Source organism: Microbacterium sp. SGAir0570, from assembly GCF_005491085.2.
GTDB lineage: Bacteria > Actinomycetota > Actinomycetes > Actinomycetales > Microbacteriaceae > Microbacterium > Microbacterium arborescens.
Genome location: NZ_CP027929.1, coordinates 1,650,292 through 1,665,583, shown reverse-complemented (window position 1 = coordinate 1,665,583; position 15,292 = coordinate 1,650,292). Strand labels below are relative to the sequence as shown.

Here is a 15,292-nt window from a genome sequence, read left to right as displayed (position 1 = left end):
CCTAGACTACCGAGCGATGCCCGCACACAGCTCAGAGCCCCGGTCCGACAGCCCCGCAGAAGAGACGGATCCCGTCGCTGCGATGCTCAGGGTGCTCGATCTCTCGTCGAGCGAGGCGCGGACGACGGAGGACATCTTCACCGGCAGGTCGCAGGTGATGCCCCAGGGCCGTGTGTTCGGTGGACAGGTGCTCGCCCAGGCGACGATGGCCGCGATGCGCACCGTGCCCGCTGAACGGGTACCGCACTCGATGCACGGGTATTTCCTCCGTCCGGGCGACTCGTCACGGAACATCACGTTCTCCGTCGACCGGATCCACGACGGCCGATCCTTCTCGACCCGGAGGACCCAGGCGTTCCAGAACGGGATGCCGATCTTCTCGATGATCGCCTCATTCGAGGATGAGGATCCCGGCGTCGAGCACGCGGAGCCGATGCCCGACGGTATGCCGCAACCCGAGGACCTGCCCGCTCTGGAGGAACAGCTGAGCGGGATGCATCCGCTGAGCCGGCGCATCTTCTCGGCCAGTCCCATCGAGCTGCGTCACGTCACGAGGCCGATCTACCTGGAGCCCGACACTGCCAGGACACCGAACCAGGCGGTGTGGGCGCGCACGCGGTCCGCCCTGCCGGACGATCCCGCGGTGCACCGGGCGGCGCTCGCGTTCCTCAGCGACCTGACGATCCAGGAGCCAGTGCTCCGAGCGCACGGGCTGGCGTGGGCCACCCCGGGCCTCAAGGTCGCCAGCCTCGACCACGCGATGTGGTGGCACCGTTTCGCGCGGGTCGACGAATGGCTCCTCTACGTCCAGGAGTCGCCGAGCGCCCGGGCCGGCCGCGGCCTCTCGAGGGGACGCATCTACGACCGTGCGGGCACCCTGATCGCGAGCGTCGCGCAAGAGATCATGGTGCGCGTCCCCGCTCCTGGCGATGCGGAAGACGATCAGCGTCGGTGAGCGTAGGCGATGGGCTCCCCGACGATCGGAGTCCAGGCCCGGCGCATGTCGTCCGTGAGCCGCACGGGTCGGCCGGTCTCCGTCGAGACCATCACCACGACGGCCGTCGAGCGGGCGTAGCACGTCTGCACGTCGTCGCCTCGAGGACTATAGACCTCGTAGCAGACGTCGATGCTCGAGCCGCCGATACGCCCGATCCACAGCTGCACGTCCAGCGGACGCTGACCGTACGGGACCGGTGCGAGGTACTCGATCTCCTGCCGGGCGATCAGCGTCATCGTCTCGGCCGACAGGCTCAGCGCGTCGAGGATCGCCGTTGACGGCCCGGGCAGCCCGATCTCGGGCTTCCAGAACGCGCGCAGGCGCGCTTCCTCCAGGAGCTTGAGCATCGAGGTGTTGTTGACGTGCCCGAGAGCGTCGAGGTCGCCCCAGCGAAGATGAATAGGGATCCGGACGCGGGTGGCCCCGGCGGTCGTCACCACCGAGGCCACCGTCTCCGACGTGAACTCAGTCACGTGTGAGCTTGCGGTACGTCGACTTGGCGGGGTTCGCGGCATCCGCGCCGAGCCGCTCGACCTTGTTGGCCTCGTACGCCTCGAAGTTGCCCTCGAACCAATACCACTGCGCAGGGGTCTCCTCGGTGCCCTCGTACGCGAGGATGTGCGTCGCGATGCGGTCGAGGAACCACCGGTCGTGGGTGATGACGACGGCGCAACCGGGGAACTCCAGCAGCGCGTTCTCCAGCGAGCTGAGGGTCTCGACGTCGAGGTCGTTGGTCGGCTCGTCGAGGAGCAGGAGGTTGCCGCCCTCCTTGAGCGTCAGCGCGAGGTTCAGGCGGTTGCGCTCACCGCCCGAGAGCACGCCGGCCTTCTTCTGCTGATCGGGTCCCTTGAACCCGAACTTCGACACGTAGGCACGCGAGGGGATCTCGGTCTTGCCCACCGTGATGATGTCGAGACCGTCCGAGACGACCTCCCACAGGGTCTTCTCGGGGTCGATGTTGCCGCGTGACTGGTCGACGTAGCTGATCTTGACGGTCTCGCCGATCTTCAGCTCTCCGCCGTCGAGCGGCTCCAGACCCACGATCGTCTTGAAGAGCGTGGTCTTGCCCACGCCGTTCGGACCGATGACCCCGACGATGCCGTTGGGCGGGAGGTTGAAGCTCAGTCCGTCGATCAGCACGCGGTCGCCGAACGCCTTGTGGAGCTTCTTCGCGTCGATGACGACGCTGCCCAGGCGCGGACCGGCCGGGATCTGGATCTCCTCGAAGTCGAGCTTGCGCGTGCGCTCGGCCTCGGCGGCCATCTCCTCGTAGCGCGCGAGACGTGCCTTCGACTTGGTCTGGCGGCCCTTCGCCGAGCTGCGCACCCACTCCAGCTCGTCCTTCAGACGCTTCGCGAGCTTGGCGTCCTTCTTGCCCTGGATGTCGAGGCGCTCGGCCTTCTTCTGGAGGTACGTCGAATAGTTGCCCTCGTAGCCGATGAGGCGACCGCGGTCGACCTCGGCGATCCACTCGGCCACGTTGTCGAGGAAGTACCGATCGTGGGTGATGGCGATCACGGCGCCCTTGTAGGCCTGGAGGTGCTGCTCGAGCCACAGGACGCTCTCGGCATCGAGGTGGTTCGTGGGCTCGTCGAGGAGCAGCAGGTCGGGCTTCTGCAGCAGCAGCCGCGCGAGCGCGACACGCCGGCGCTCACCGCCCGAGAGGGGGGCGACGGAGGCATCCGCCGGCGGGGTTCGCAGCGCTTCCATCGCCTGATGCAGCTGGGAGTCGAGGTCCCACCCGTCCGCGGCGTCGATCTCTTCCTGGAGTGTGCCCATCTCGGCCAACAGCGAATCGAAGTCCGCGTCGGGATCGGCCATCAGCGCCGAGATCTCGTTGAAGCGATCGAGCTTGGGCTTGATCGCGACGCCGGCCTCGATGTTCTCGAGCACGGTCTTGGTGTCGTCGAGCTCCGGCTCCTGCATCAGGATGCCGACCGAGTAGCCCGGCGTGAGCTTCGCCTCGCCGTTGGAGGGCTGATCAAGGCCCGCCATGATCTTCAGGATCGTCGACTTACCGGCGCCGTTGGGGCCGACCATTCCGATCTTGGCACCGGGAAGGAATGCCATCGTGACGTCGTCGAGGATGAGCTTCTCGCCGACGGCCTTGCGGGCGCGGACCATGGAGTAGATGTATTCGGCCATAACGCCTCGAGTCTAGTCCGGGAGGGCGAGGAGTCCGTCCGCTCGGAGGCCGCGATTCACCAGTCGATGGGGCGGGTCTGCCCGATCAGGCAGCCGCCGCTCGGCAGTTCGGGGAGGACCATCGCGGTGGGCGCGGGCGTCGAGGGACCGACCTGCCCGACGAGGCACTCCCCCGCCCAGAGCACCGAGAACTGCAGGCTGTCGACGGGATCGTCGACGGAGGTGCGGTCGGCCGTCACCTGCATCACGGACTTGTCGAAGCCCACCGCCACCAGCGCGTCGATGTAGGCGCGGCCCGCGACGCTGTCGGAGGACTCCGCGACCTGATTCATCACCTGGGTGAACAGGGGCAGATTGTCGGCTGCCGTGCTCTCGGGCGACAGGGGCGCTGGCCCCGCCGTCGCCGTCGGCTCAGCCGTGGGCGCGGCGGGTGCGACGGGGGGCTCCTCCGGGAAGAGCATCGAGCATCCGGTGAGGGACGCCGCGACGACGACGGCGCCGACCGTTCCCACGACAGAGCGAGCCGACGGAGAACGGAGCAGGCGCATGCCCGAATTCTAGACGGCGGGGCCCGTCGCCCCTCGCGTCAGAACGGCGTCGACCCGGCGGTGTCCGAGGCGGCTACCGGCGCGACAGCCCACTCTCCCCCATCGGTCACGGGGTCGACCGCGGCCGGGAGGCTCGCGGTCGCGACCGCGGGTTCGGCACCGGCGGCATCCGCACGCGGGTTGCGCTGGAACGTCGCCGTCCCCCACTTGAGATCGGGACCGATCGCGTCGGCGTCGATCTCGATCTCGATGCCCCGTTTCTCGCCCGCCTCCCATTCCTTCAGCCGCAGCCGCCCGTCGACGATGACGCGCTGCCCTTTGCGCAGGGATGCGAACGCATTCTCGCCGAGCGCGCGGAACACGCTGATCCGGTACCAGTTGGTCGTGCCGTCGACCCACTCGCCGGACTGCGCGTCTCGATAGCGCTGGCTGCTCGCGAGGCGGAAGCTCGTGACCGGGATGCCGGTCCCCGTGCGGCGCTGCTCGGGCTCGGTGGCGATGTTGCCGATGACGGTGATGCGATCTGACATGAGTGCTCCTCAGCAAGGCACGGAAGGGGACGCTTCGGCACCCGAGTGCCCGTCGAGTGCCGAAGCGCTTCCAGCTTCGCCGCCGGTCCTGAAACGACGTGGGCGGTTCCGCACATCCGTGCAGAACCGCCCACGTGCGGCGCTGGGGAGGAGTCAGCTGCGGGCGTACTCCGCGAACCGAGCGCGCACCTTGTTCACCTTCGGAACGGCGACCGCGAGGCAGTATCCCTGCCCCGGGTTCTTCGCGAAGAAGTCCTGGTGGTACTCCTCGGCGGGGTAGAACGTGTCGGCGCGCTCCGTGGTCGTCACGACACCACCGCCCCACATCTCGTCGGCCCGGTCGCGCGCGGCGGTAAACAGCTCGAGCTGAGCGTCATCGAGCGGGAACATCGCCGAACGGTACTGTGTGCCGACGTCCGCGCCCTGGCGGTTGAGCTGGCGCGGGTCGTGCATCGTGAAGAAGGCATCGAGGATGATGTCGGCCGGGATGACGTCGGGGTCGAACGTCACCGACACCGCCTCGGCATGACCGGTCGTTCCCGTGCAGACCGCCTCGTAGCTCGGGTTCGCAACGTGCCCGCCGATGTATCCCGACACGACCTCTGACACACCATCGAGCGCGCGATACGCCGCATCGAGGCACCAGAAGCAGCCGCCGGCGAGGATGAATGTGGTGGTCATGGAAAGCTCCGTTCTCCCGCTTGCGCGAGGTCTCACCCTAGCCAACCACTGCCACCGCCCGCGTGTTCCCGCAGATGTCGGACCCCCTTCTTAGCCTCGATCTCGAGGAGGAAGTCATGTCGTCGATGCAGGCGCAGATCGATCAGCCCCCGGCCGCCCGGGCGCAGCCGCGAAGCAGGCTCGTCGCGCTCAGTGCCGATCGCTGGCGCGTCGTCGCGGCCGACGGCCACGTGCACGGTCTCGTCGAGCGCGTGCAGACGCCTGCCGGAGACCGGTTCCGCGCCCTCCGCTTCCACGCGCCGTCTCGCGCTTTCCGAGCCATCGGTGAGTTCTGGCGAATGAGCGAGGCGTCCGACACCCTTCGCCTTTCCCGCTGACCGCCGCCGGCGCCCCTGATGACCGGGGCTCACACCAGGGCATCCACCGGCTCCGGGCCCGCCGTGCGAGCTCCGCTCGCCACGTGGTCCCAGACCGAGGCCAGGACCTCGACGGCACGCTCGAGATCGGCGGGCGACGCGGTGAACGGCACGCGCAAGCGGTTCTCGTGTCCGCCGTCGACGGCGAAACGCTGGCCGGCGCTGAGATAGACCCCCGCCGCGCGGGCTCCCAGAACCAACGGCCCGCTGAGCGGCGCCGGTAGACCCACCCACAGGGCGACGCCGCCGGACACCTCGGGGACGTCCCAGTCAGGCAGCCGGTCACGCAGGGCAGCTCGTGCTGCACGGTAACCCTGCGACAGCAGTTCGGCGCGCTGGGGCAGGATCTCCGTCATCCGTGGGATCAATCGCGCCGCGACTTCCTGCTCGAACTCCGGCGTTCCGAGGTCACGGGCCGGCCGTGCCGCGTGCAGCCGTCGGATCACCTCGGGCCGAGCGCGGACCCACCCGACGCGCAGGCCACCCCAGACGGTCTTGCCCAGCGAACCGATACGAACGACATCGTCACCGCGCAGCGCCACGGGCGCCTGCGCGCGGAACGACAGCTCGGCGGTCGTCTCGTCGACGACGAGCGTGCAGCCCCGCTGAGCCACGTCCCGCAGCGCATCCTGCTCCGCGGTCGTCATGGAGCGACCCGTCGGGTTCTGCAGGGTCGGCATCAGGTATGCCAGCGCCGGTCGCGTCCGTCGCGCAGCTTCGTCCAGACGATCGAGGTCCCAGCCGCGCTCCGTCGTGACGGGCACGGCCACCAACCGCGCTCCCGCTGCCCGCAGGGCCTCGGCCGCATGCGGGTAGGTCGGAGTTTCGACCAGCACCCGATCCCCACGAGCCACGAGCACCTCCGCGATGAGGTGGATGGCGCTCTGCGCGCCCGCTGTGACGAGGATCTCCTCGCGCGACGTCGGGATGCCGCGCACGGTGTAGCGCTCGGCGATCGTGTCGCGCAGGCGACCCGACCCCAGCGTGTCGTATCCGGTCCGCGACACGAGCCGCGCGGCATCCGACGCCGTCTCCGCCATGACACCGGCCAGGCCGGGCCAGGCACTCGGGCTCGCCTGCTGCAGGTCGATCGACCCGGGTTCGGCGAACACCGTCCCGCCACCGCGCGACGGCTGGGCTGTGGTCACGCTGCCCGACCCCCGCAGGCTCTCGATGTGACCGCTCGCGCGCAGGCTCGCGTAAGCGCTCGCCACCGTCGTGCGACTCAGCCCGAGCGTCTGGGCCAGGGCGCGCTCGGCGGGCAGCAGCGTGCGCGCAGCGATGCGGTTGTCGAGGCACAGCAGTCGGATGCCGTCCGCGAGCGCTTCGTAGGCCGGTTCGCGGGTGCGCCATCCTCCGAGCGCCGCTTCCAATGACCTGGCGGAGATTCGCGAGTGCATATGGCCACAGTACGGGAATTGGCCTCTTTCGCTATGGCCAATCTCAGGATGCAATGGACGAGTGACCCTCCGCTTCTCGCAACTCGTCGTCGGCCTCATCCTGTTCGGCGTCGGGTGCGCCGTCATGGTGGATGCCGGCATCGGCCTGGACCCGTGGACGGTCTTCGCCGAGGGAGTGAGCAAGAACACCGGCATCGGGATCGGCTGGGTCGTGAGCATCACCGGTTTCCTGGTGCTGCTCCTGTGGATCCCGCTGCGTCAGAAGCCGGGTGTCGGCACCGTCGCGAACATCCTCGTCGTGGGCGCCGCCATGCAGTTCGCCCTCCCGCTCATCAGCACACCCGATGCGTGGCCGGCACAGCTGGTCATGTTCATCGCCGGCACCATCCTGGTCGGCGTCGCATCGGGGATCTACATCGGGGCTCGGCTGGGTCCGGGCCCCCGCGACGGACTCATGACCGGCATCCACCGACGCTGGGGCTGGCCGATCTGGGCCGGCCGGCTGATTGTCGAGGCGACCGTGCTCGTGACCGGCTGGCTGCTCGGAGGAACGATCGGTCTCGGCACGGTGCTGTTCGCCGTGCTCATCGGGCCGATCGTGCATGTGAGCCTGCCGCTGTTCGACCGAGGCGCAGGTGCCCGGATGCGTCCGGCACCCGACCCTCGCGCCAGCGACGCGACGGCGGCGGCCCGGCTCAGTGCTCCCGGAACGTAGGCCAGTCCGCTCCCGGCGGCATGTGGGCGTGCAATGCGTTCTTGGCGATCTCCATCGTGGGGTAGGTGCCGAGCTCGGCATCCGCACCCGCCATCGTCACGATGTACTCATCGCCGCGGTGGCGGATCATCCCCGCCACTCCGCCGGCGCCGTACGCCACCCACAGTGCTGTCGATCGTGTCTGCGCGTTCATCATCGAACCCCTTCCGACACCCGCAGGCTACGCTTCCGAGCGCCGCGGAGCCAGGGGTGTGCGGCGGCCGGACCGACACGGACCTCGGCGCGCGATAGCGTAGAAGCATCTGCCTCCGTAGCTCAGTGGATAGAGCAGCGGCCTTCTAATCCGTTGGTCACAGGTTCGAATCCTGTCGGGGGCGCTCGAATGCTGTTGCGGACCGGCGTGTGAACCTGCGCTCGGTGTCGGCCACCACGGGTCGCGCCATGAGCGCGAGCAGGCCGGCGAACGCCCACAGCAAGAGCAGCACGGCGGCCTCGCTCACCACGATCGCGAGGAACACCGCCACGATGAGCAGCGACAGGACACCCAGCGTGAAACGCCACTGGGAAGCGAGCTGCGCCACGGCGACGCGGATCGCATCGCGCGCGCGGAAATCGAATCCCGCCGTCAGGACGACCATGTGCCCACCCCAGACGAGGATGAGCAGTCCGAGAACGCTGTAGAGCGGGCGAAGCGCCGCACCGCCGTCGACCCCGTCGAGATGGATGAGGTTGAAGGCGAGCACAGCGAGGGCCGCGGTCGCCGGCACCGCCCACCGGAGGGTCGGTACGAGGTCACGCCGGTAGGCGCGGAGGAAGTGCCGACCGGGCGACAGGTCGGTGTGCGGCACCATCGCCGCCGCCACGCCCGCCACGAAGGCGGGAGCCAGCGGCAGGACGGCGAGCACGAAGAGGGGGATGTTCGACGGATCCCGGTCGAGCAGCATCACCGCGACGACGGAGGGCAGTGAAGCGATCAGGAGTTGCGCCTCCAGAACCATCTGCCGGTAGACGAACGCGGCGCCTCGGGACAGCGGACCGCGTCCGACCTCGTCGGCGGGATCGCTTCGACGAATCGTGGTGGTGTCGACATCCATCTTCCTCGGCTCCTTCGCTCGGAGGGTGGGGGGACGGGGCGGCCGGCCGCGGTGACGTGACCGGCCGCCTCTGCTCATCCCTGATTCTGCGTGCGCTCGAGCGCGGTGTTGAACGTCTCGATGAGCTGGCCGGATCCCAGGCCCTCGAGCTCGGCGACGTACGCGTCCCAGTCGTCCTCGATGGAGCGCTGGCCCGTGATGAACGACGCGGTCGCCGCGTGGACGGCATCCGTCAGCTGCGTCTGCAGCAAAGACGTCTGCTCGAGCTCGATCTCGTTGAGCAGCGGGGCCGGTGCGGTCGGCAGCTGCTCCTTCTTCTCGAGTTGCTCGGCGGTCCATTCGGCGATCTCGTCGGTCATCATCGAGAGCACCAGCTCTTGCGACGAGCCGTTCGCGAGCAGGAAAACCCCGTTGCTGTAGCCGTAGTCGGCGTTGAGGAGCTGGGGCGCGCCGGCGTTGATCGAACTCCATGCGATGTCGTCCATGAGCTTGCGCGTGCCGTCGGCTTCGCGCGTGAACGTCTCGCCCTCCACGCCCCACTGAGCGAACTCGAGGCCCTCGTCGGAGTAGTAGAGCCAGTCGACGAACTGCAGCAGCGCCTTGAAGTACGGCTTCTCGGCCGCGCCGCTCGAGATCAGGATGCCGGAGGTGAAGCGACCGCTCGGCAGCTTGTCGCCCGCCGGCCCGCCGGGGAGCGAGAGCAGACGGATCGGGACATCGCCCTGGCCCGAGTCGGCGAACTTCTGCCGGTATTCCGCGATCGTCTGGGTGTTGCCGGAGATGGCGGCCGACTTGCCCGAGATGAACTTCTGTACCGCCTGGTCATCGCTCTGGGTGATCTCGGGGTCGAGCACGCCGGCCTCGACGAGGGCGGCGGCATCCGACACGACCCGCTTGTACCCGTCCGAGGCACCTGTGAACACGTACTCGCCGGCGTCCTGGTCGTACCACGTGTTCGCGTAGCCCCAGCCCGCTGCCGTCGGATAGTTCGGCGCCATGATGCTCAGCAGCGAGCCGAGCGGCGTCGCGTCCGTCCAGCGATCCGACATCGCGTAGTCGAGCTCCGGATTCGCCTGCTTGACCTTCTGGAGCTGCTCGAGGTACTCGTCCCAGGTCGCGGGGTCCTCGGCAATACCCGCTTTCTGCCACAGGTCCTCGCGGATGGCTACCGAGTACTGGACGTCGGGCACTTCGCGCAGGCCCGGCAGGTGGTAGATCTTCCCATCCTCCTGCCGGCGGTTCTGCAGGTCGTCCTCGAGGTCCCAGTCGGCGATCTTCTGCTGGAAGTTCGGCATGTAGTCGAAGTAGTCCGAGACCGGAAGGATCGCGCCGCCCGAGACGAACTGCGTCTCGGAACCTGCGTACGTCGAGGAGATGATGTCGGTCGCCTCGCCGCTGCCGATGAGGAGCGACTTCTTCTGATCGAAATCGGCCATCGGGATGTCCGTGCGGGAGAACGTGACGTTGTGGTCGTTCTCGAGATGCTGGAAGAACGACCAGTCGTCCTTCACCGGATAGTTCGGGTGGTCCCGGTACATGAGCGAGAACTGCACCGGCTCGGTCGCGGCGAAGGTCACGCCGGCCTCGAAGTCCTCCATCGCGCCGACGGACTGCGCTTCTCCGATCGTGGCGGCGCCGTCGCCGGCGGGATCGTCGGTGGCGGGGCCGGAGCAGGCGGACAGCACGACGGCAACGGCTGCCAGCCCCGCGGCACCGGCGAGGGTGTGGCGAGTGATTTTCATTGTGTTTCTCCTCTGTGTGAACGTCGTCGTTCGACGTAGGGGATTCAGCCCTTGACCGACCCGAGCATCACGCCCGAGACGAAGTAGCGCTGGATGAAGGGATACAGGCAGATGATGGGGAGCACCGTGAGCAGCATCGTGACGGCCTGGATGTTCGAGGCGACCTGCGCGGACTCGCCGCCGATCGCCTCCTGCACGCCCGTCGCGGCTGCGATGAGATTCCGCAGATAGACCGTCACGGGGAACAGCGTCTTGTCGTCCAGGAAGAGGAACGCGTTGAACCACGAGTTCCAGATGCCGACGGCGTAGAACAGCGTCATCGTCGCGAGCACGGCCTTGGACAGCGGCAGCACGATCCGGAAGAAGATGCCGTAGGTCGTGAGGCCATCGATCGCCGCGGCCTCTTCGAGTTCCTCGGGGAAGTTCTCGAAGAACGACTTCATGACGAGCAGGTTGAACACGCTCAGCGCTCCCGGCACCACGACGGCCCAGATGCTGTTGCGCCAACCCAGGTAGTTCGCGATGAGGATGTAGTTGGGGATGAGGCCGCCGCCGAAGAACATCGTGAACACCGCGATGCCGACGAAGAAGGTTCGTCCCTTGAGATACGGCTTGCTCAGCGCGTAGGCATACGTCGTGGTGATCGCCATCGCTATGACGGTTCCGACGATCGTGTAGAGGAACGTGTTCCCGTAGTTCGTCCAGAACGTCCCGTCGTTCATGACCACGCGGAAGGTGTCGATGTTGAAGCCTCGCGGGATCAGATTCACCTCGCCGGCGGCGATGTACCCCTCGGACGAGAACGCCTTCGCGACGAGGTTGATGAACGGGTACAACGTCACGACGCACACGAGTACGAGGGCGACGGCGTTGACCACCCGGAAGGCCCGGTATCCCGGGGACTCCCGGATGATGCCGGTCTCGCGGCGCACGCGTGCACTGTCGGGTTTCGGGGGCAGGGCTTCGGTCACCACAGCGAGGTACCAACCAATCGACGAGAGAGGGCGTTCGCGCCGAGGACGAGCACGAGGCCGATGACCGCCTCGAACAGGCCGATGGCCGTTCCGTACGAGAACTGGGCCGACTGGATGCCGACGCGATAGAGATAGGTCGAGATGACGTCGGCCGTCGAGTAGATGAGCGGATTCTGCAGGAGCAGCACCTTCTCGAATCCGACAGCCATGAACGAGCCGATGTTGAGGATGAGGAGCACCATCATGGTCGGGCGGATCCCCGGCAGCGTGATGTGCCAGGTCTGCTGCCAACGATTCGCACCGTCGATCCGAGCGGCCTCGTAGAGCTGATCGTCGATCGTGGTCAGCGCGGCTAGGTAGAGGATCGTTCCCCACCCGACGGTCTGCCACACCTCCGAGGAGACGTAGATCGAGCGGAACCACTCGGGCCGTTGCATGAACGGGACGGGGTCGCCGCCCATCGCCTCGACGACCTGATTGACCGTCCCGTTGAGTGCCGTGAGCTGCAGCACGAGACCGGCGACGATGACAACCGACATGAAGTGCGGAAGGTACGAGATCGTCTGAACGATGCGCTTGAACCGACGCGAGCGCAGTTCGTTGAGCATGAGCGCGAGCACGATCGGAAGGGGGAACGTGATCAGCAGGGTGAGCCCGCCCAGGACCACCGTGTTCCAGAACACCGTCCAGAACTGCTGGTTCGAGATGAACGCCTCGAAGTAGTAGAAGCCCACCCACTCGTCGCCGAAGATCGAGCCGCCGGGACGGAACCGCCGGAAGGCGATCACGTTCCCGAGCATCGGGATGTAGCGGAAGACGAGCAGGAAGACGACCGGCGCGAGCAGGAAGGTGTACAGGCGCCAGTCGCGGGCGAGCGCCCGGCGCCAGGTCTGCTTCGCGCGGGGCGTGCGATCGCGCCGGAACGGGCGCCGCTTGGGCCGCGCTGTGGTGATCGCTCGCGTCGCGGTGCCGGCGGGTGGGGCATCCCCCAGCCGCACCGGCGTGTGAACGGATTGCGTCATTCGGAACTCCACATCCTTGTGGTTCTCGTGAGCGGGTCGCCGCTAGGGGTTCAGTAGGCGCACGCGGGCGTCCGAACCGATCACCGTCGCCCCCGCCTGTGCGTGCAGGCTGAGCTCCGCCGCCATCAGAGCGTGGGCCTGGCTCATCGCGGTCTCGGTGCCGTCGAGGCAGTCGCGGATCAGCTGCCCGAAGTACGGGAAGCCGGTCATGCCGTTGGCGTTGAAGCGGCGCTGTGTCTCCTGATTGACCAGGAGCACCTGACCGCCCCCGTTGTTGGTGGTGATGTCGATGTACTTCCGCAGCTCGATGTACCCGTCGGTACCGAGCAGCAGTGTGCGCCCGTCGCCGAAGACGCCCAAGCCGTCGGGCGTGAACCAGTCGACCCGGACGTAGCCTGTCGCACCGTTGTCCAGCACGACGTGCGCGTCGCCGAAGTCCTGCAGGCCAGGGGTGTCGGGATGCGCGTAGTTCGCGATCGTCGAGGTCGAGACGCGACCATTCGTCGCACGCGTGTAGTGGAGGATCTGATCGAAGTTGTGGCTTCCGATATCGCACAGGATGCCGCCGTACTGCGCCGGGTCGTAGAACCAGTCGGGCCGGCCGCCGCCGATACGATGCGGGCCGAAGCACACCACCTGGATGACCCGGCCGATCGCACCACGCTCGACGAGCTGGTCGGCGAGGATCGCCGCCTCGGAATGCACGCGCTCGCCGTAGTACACGGCATATCGCAGGCCGGTCCGCGCGGTCGCTTCCCGAACGGCATTCAGCTGGGCGAAGGTCGTGAGCGGGGCTTTGTCGACGAAGGCGTGCTTGCCCGCCTCCATGGCCCGGAGACCGATCGGAGCGCGCTGCGACGGAATCGCGGCCGTCGCGACGAGCCGAACCGCGGGGTCGTCCAGCACCTCCTGCTCGCTCGCGGCGATTCGCGCCGTCGGATACTGCTTCGCGAAGGCCGCCGCGCGTGCGGGGTCCTCGTCGAAGACCCAGGTCACGGTCGCGCCGGCGCCGATCAGGCCGTCGGTCATTCCGAAGATGTGGCCGTGATCGAGACCGACGGCGGCGAAGGCGAACTCGCCGGGCTCGACGACCGGACGCGGGAGGGGGTCGAACGTGTAGGAATGGCTCATCGGGGGATCTCCTGTTCTGTCAGGTCGTAGGCGCGGATGCGTCCGCACATGCCGAACGCGCGATCGCTGGCGGCTTCCGGGGCCTCGTGGGCCCGCGCACCGCGGAGGTGGCCGACATCGCCGCGGGCGATCGCTTCGGCGAGCCTCAGCGAGTCCTCGGCTTGGGCGAGGGCTCGCTCGCGCACGATCCGTCCCCAGGCGGCGGCGCGGTGCCGGACCAGTGCGCCGGCGCTCTCGTAGAAGTCGTCGAGGGGGGTGCGATCGCCCGAGACGACCGCAGCACGGAGCGCCTCGAATCCCGTGACGGCGAGGTCGCGACGCCGGGCGGCGCGGACCGCCCGGCCCTCCCCCTCGCCGAGGGCCACAGCGTCCGCATACGCGTCCGGGTCGCCGACGACGGACGGGGGGAAGGTCATCACCGCGTCGCCCGCCTCCGGCAGGCCCGCGTTGCTCATCAGCACGAGGACCTTCAGCCCGCCTCGGTTCACCGCCCGGTGGATCGTGCCCGGGGTGAACCAGACCACCGAGCCGGCCGACAGGCCCGTCTCCCGGTATCCGTCACGGTCGATCGTCTGAAGAGCTCCGTGCCCCTCGACGACGAGATACGCCTCGGTCGAGACGAGGTGGATGTGGGGACTTCCGCCGCAGACGCCGTCGGGAGCGGCATCGGGGTAGATGTCGAGGTGCGACAACGAGGTGCCGCCGGGGAACGATGACGCGGTCACGACGCCGCCTCCACGAGGGAGGTCTGCTTCTCGTAGAAGTGCGGCGCGCGCTCCACGAGGTGGCCGGCACGGTAGTAGGGGTCGTCGGCCGCGAGCGGAAGGTCCACGAAGGTGCGCTCGATGCCCGCCTTGTAGATGGCCGCGACGACCTCGATCGCGTTTCGGCCGTCCCGCCCTCCTGCGATGGGCTCACGGCCGTCCCGGATCGCGCTCAGTACATCGGCGATCTGCCCTGTGTGCCCGGCGTGCGCGAGAGGCTCTCGCGCGGCGACGACGCCTTCGATGGCCGCCACCAGATCGGCATCGCCGCCCTTCGCAGGGAATCCGCCGCCGTCGGCGCGCTCGGCGATCACCCGCCACGGCTGCGACACCCGCGCCTTCGCGCCCTGGATGACGATCTGCTGCTCCTCGCCGTGATGGACGACGGAGCTCGTGAGCTGCGCAAGACCGCGTTCGTAGCGCAACACCGCGACAGAAAGGTCTTCGACCTCGCTGTTGTCGTGCTGCGCGTTCGCGAGCATCGCCGTGATCTCCGTCGGACGACCCAGGAGCCACAGGAGCAGGTCGATGTGGTGGATCGCATGGTTGAGGGTGCAGCCGCCCCCTTCCTTCTCCCAGGTGCCACGCCACCAGAGGTCGTAGTACGGCAGCCCCCGCCACCACGCCGAGTCCACGCGCACGGACGAGATCGACCCCAGCAGCCCCGAGTCGACGACGGTTTTGAGCGTCGCGAGATCGTCGCGAAACCGGTTCTGCGCGACCACCGAGAGCACCTTGCCCGAACGCTCCTGAGCCGCGAGCATCGCGTCGCATTCCTCGAGCGAGGGCGCCATCGGCTTCTCGACGAGAACGTTCACGCCCGCATCCAGAGCCGCGATCGAGAGGGCGGCGTGGGTAGACGGAGGAGTCGCGATGCTGACGAGGTCCAGCTCGGCCTCCGCGATCATCCTGAGGGGGTCGTCGTACCCGACCGCGCCGGCGATGCCGAACTCCTCGGCCTTCTGCGCAGCCTTCCCCGGCGAGACGTCGGCGAGGGCGACGATCTCGCAGTCCTCGGGGAACGCGAGATACCCGCCGATGTGGGCACTGGCGATGCCGCCCGTGCCGATGATGCCGATTCTGAACATGCTTCCTCGCACTTCTACTACGTATTACTACGACGTAGTAGTCAT

General features: G+C 67.9%; 17 protein-coding genes and 1 tRNA gene. 4 read left to right on the top strand and 14 right to left on the bottom strand.

Features of this window, described 5'->3' with window-relative positions:
• The first annotated feature begins 16 nt into the window (after positions 1–16).
• Entirely contained in the window at positions 17–955 is a 939-nt protein-coding gene (locus C1N74_RS07960; RefSeq protein WP_103840559.1) for an acyl-CoA thioesterase II, read from the top strand.
• On the opposite strand, the gene C1N74_RS07955 is transcribed toward C1N74_RS07960, so the two are convergent.
• From C1N74_RS07955 to msrA, 5 genes are all read right to left on the bottom strand, one after another.
• Complete coding sequence (locus tag C1N74_RS07955; RefSeq protein WP_258038996.1) at positions 943–1,470, bottom strand: thioesterase family protein; 528 nt, start codon at positions 1,468–1,470, stop codon at positions 943–945. The genes C1N74_RS07960 and C1N74_RS07955 overlap by 13 nt on opposite strands.
• A complete protein-coding gene (gene ettA / locus C1N74_RS07950) occupies positions 1,463–3,142 on the bottom strand; it encodes an energy-dependent translational throttle protein EttA (protein WP_137750323.1) in 1,680 nt (559 codons plus the stop codon). Before ettA ends, C1N74_RS07955 begins: the two co-directional genes overlap by 8 nt.
• A 56-nt stretch (positions 3,143–3,198) precedes the next feature.
• Positions 3,199–3,690: a DUF6993 domain-containing protein gene (locus C1N74_RS16640; RefSeq protein ID WP_258318026.1), complete on the bottom strand. Its 492-nt coding sequence runs from the start codon at positions 3,688–3,690 to the stop codon at positions 3,199–3,201.
• Between the two features lie 38 nt (positions 3,691–3,728).
• Positions 3,729–4,220 (bottom strand): single-stranded DNA-binding protein, encoded by a 492-nt coding sequence (ssb, locus tag C1N74_RS07940; protein ID WP_023950871.1) that lies wholly within the window; start codon positions 4,218–4,220, stop codon positions 3,729–3,731.
• A 153-nt stretch (positions 4,221–4,373) separates the two neighbouring features.
• Positions 4,374–4,901: a peptide-methionine (S)-S-oxide reductase MsrA gene (gene msrA, locus C1N74_RS07935; protein ID WP_137750322.1), complete on the bottom strand. Its 528-nt coding sequence runs from the start codon at positions 4,899–4,901 to the stop codon at positions 4,374–4,376.
• Positions 4,902–5,017: 116 nt separating this feature from the next.
• Here msrA and C1N74_RS07930 point away from each other — a divergent pair, with 116 nt between their 5' ends.
• Positions 5,018–5,278 carry a 5'-3' exonuclease gene (locus C1N74_RS07930; RefSeq protein ID WP_023950875.1) on the top strand — a complete coding sequence of 87 codons (261 nt, stop codon included), beginning with the start codon at positions 5,018–5,020 and terminating at the stop codon, positions 5,276–5,278.
• 29 nt (positions 5,279–5,307) lie between these two features.
• Here C1N74_RS07930 and C1N74_RS07925 read toward each other — a convergent pair whose 3' ends face one another.
• On the bottom strand, positions 5,308–6,717 hold the full coding sequence (locus tag C1N74_RS07925; protein WP_137750321.1) for a PLP-dependent aminotransferase family protein: 1,410 nt from the start codon (positions 6,715–6,717) through the stop codon (positions 5,308–5,310).
• Positions 6,718–6,778: 61 nt separating this feature from the next.
• On the opposite strand from C1N74_RS07925, the gene C1N74_RS07920 reads away from it, so the two are divergent.
• The gene (locus C1N74_RS07920; protein ID WP_137750320.1) at positions 6,779–7,432 is read left to right on the top strand and encodes a YitT family protein; all 654 of its coding nucleotides are present in this window, start codon (positions 6,779–6,781) and stop codon (positions 7,430–7,432) included.
• On the opposite strand, the gene C1N74_RS07915 is transcribed toward C1N74_RS07920, so the two are convergent.
• Positions 7,413–7,625, bottom strand: a complete 213-nt coding sequence (locus C1N74_RS07915; RefSeq protein ID WP_233494886.1) for a methyltransferase — start codon at positions 7,623–7,625, stop codon at positions 7,413–7,415. The two genes, C1N74_RS07920 and C1N74_RS07915, sit on opposite strands and share 20 nt — an antisense overlap.
• Before the next feature lie 111 nt (positions 7,626–7,736).
• On the opposite strand from C1N74_RS07915, the gene C1N74_RS07910 reads away from it, so the two are divergent.
• Positions 7,737–7,809 (top strand) — tRNA-Arg (locus C1N74_RS07910).
• Here the strand turns inward: C1N74_RS07910 and C1N74_RS07905 are convergent.
• The 7 genes from C1N74_RS07905 to C1N74_RS07875 all read right to left on the bottom strand — a co-directional run bounded on the left by C1N74_RS07905 (position 7,783) and on the right by C1N74_RS07875 (position 15,247).
• Positions 7,783–8,526: a hypothetical protein gene (locus C1N74_RS07905; RefSeq protein WP_137750319.1), complete on the bottom strand. Its 744-nt coding sequence runs from the start codon at positions 8,524–8,526 to the stop codon at positions 7,783–7,785. The genes C1N74_RS07910 and C1N74_RS07905 overlap by 27 nt on opposite strands.
• Positions 8,527–8,600: 74 nt before the next feature.
• The gene (locus C1N74_RS07900; protein ID WP_137750318.1) at positions 8,601–10,268 is read right to left on the bottom strand and encodes an extracellular solute-binding protein; all 1,668 of its coding nucleotides are present in this window, start codon (positions 10,266–10,268) and stop codon (positions 8,601–8,603) included.
• A gap of 44 nt (positions 10,269–10,312) precedes the next feature.
• Positions 10,313–11,200, bottom strand: coding sequence for a carbohydrate ABC transporter permease (locus C1N74_RS07895; protein WP_233494887.1), 888 nt, complete (start codon positions 11,198–11,200; stop codon positions 10,313–10,315).
• Positions 11,201–11,235: 35 nt separating this feature from the next.
• Positions 11,236–12,264, bottom strand: coding sequence for a sugar ABC transporter permease (locus C1N74_RS07890; protein WP_083990662.1), 1,029 nt, complete (start codon positions 12,262–12,264; stop codon positions 11,236–11,238).
• A 42-nt stretch (positions 12,265–12,306) separates the two neighbouring features.
• Positions 12,307–13,395 carry a Gfo/Idh/MocA family protein gene (locus C1N74_RS07885; protein ID WP_137750317.1) on the bottom strand — a complete coding sequence of 363 codons (1,089 nt, stop codon included), beginning with the start codon at positions 13,393–13,395 and terminating at the stop codon, positions 12,307–12,309.
• On the bottom strand, positions 13,392–14,120 hold the full coding sequence (locus C1N74_RS07880) for a cupin domain-containing protein (protein WP_137750316.1): 729 nt from the start codon (positions 14,118–14,120) through the stop codon (positions 13,392–13,394). Before C1N74_RS07880 ends, C1N74_RS07885 begins: the two co-directional genes overlap by 4 nt.
• Positions 14,117–15,247 carry a Gfo/Idh/MocA family protein gene (locus C1N74_RS07875; protein WP_137750315.1) on the bottom strand — a complete coding sequence of 377 codons (1,131 nt, stop codon included), beginning with the start codon at positions 15,245–15,247 and terminating at the stop codon, positions 14,117–14,119. Before C1N74_RS07875 ends, C1N74_RS07880 begins: the two co-directional genes overlap by 4 nt.
• Positions 15,248–15,292 lie beyond the last annotated feature (45 nt).

Coding starts and splice junctions, on each gene's coding strand:
- C1N74_RS07960 (WP_103840559.1), top strand. CDS start 17: ATGCCCGCACACAGCTCAGAGCCCCGGTCCGACAGCCCCGCAGAAGAG.
- ettA (WP_137750323.1), bottom strand. CDS start 3,142: ATGGCCGAATACATCTACTCCATGGTCCGCGCCCGCAAGGCCGTCGGC.
- C1N74_RS16640 (WP_258318026.1), bottom strand. CDS start 3,690: ATGCGCCTGCTCCGTTCTCCGTCGGCTCGCTCTGTCGTGGGAACGGTC.
- ssb (WP_023950871.1), bottom strand. CDS start 4,220: ATGTCAGATCGCATCACCGTCATCGGCAACATCGCCACCGAGCCCGAG.
- msrA (WP_137750322.1), bottom strand. CDS start 4,901: ATGACCACCACATTCATCCTCGCCGGCGGCTGCTTCTGGTGCCTCGAT.
- C1N74_RS07930 (WP_023950875.1), top strand. CDS start 5,018: ATGTCGTCGATGCAGGCGCAGATCGATCAGCCCCCGGCCGCCCGGGCG.
- C1N74_RS07925 (WP_137750321.1), bottom strand. CDS start 6,717: ATGCACTCGCGAATCTCCGCCAGGTCATTGGAAGCGGCGCTCGGAGGA.
- C1N74_RS07915 (WP_233494886.1), bottom strand. CDS start 7,625: ATGAACGCGCAGACACGATCGACAGCACTGTGGGTGGCGTACGGCGCC.
- C1N74_RS07905 (WP_137750319.1), bottom strand. CDS start 8,526: ATGGATGTCGACACCACCACGATTCGTCGAAGCGATCCCGCCGACGAG.
- C1N74_RS07900 (WP_137750318.1), bottom strand. CDS start 10,268: ATGAAAATCACTCGCCACACCCTCGCCGGTGCCGCGGGGCTGGCAGCC.
- C1N74_RS07890 (WP_083990662.1), bottom strand. CDS start 12,264: ATGACGCAATCCGTTCACACGCCGGTGCGGCTGGGGGATGCCCCACCC.
- C1N74_RS07885 (WP_137750317.1), bottom strand. CDS start 13,395: ATGAGCCATTCCTACACGTTCGACCCCCTCCCGCGTCCGGTCGTCGAG.
- C1N74_RS07875 (WP_137750315.1), bottom strand. CDS start 15,247: ATGTTCAGAATCGGCATCATCGGCACGGGCGGCATCGCCAGTGCCCAC.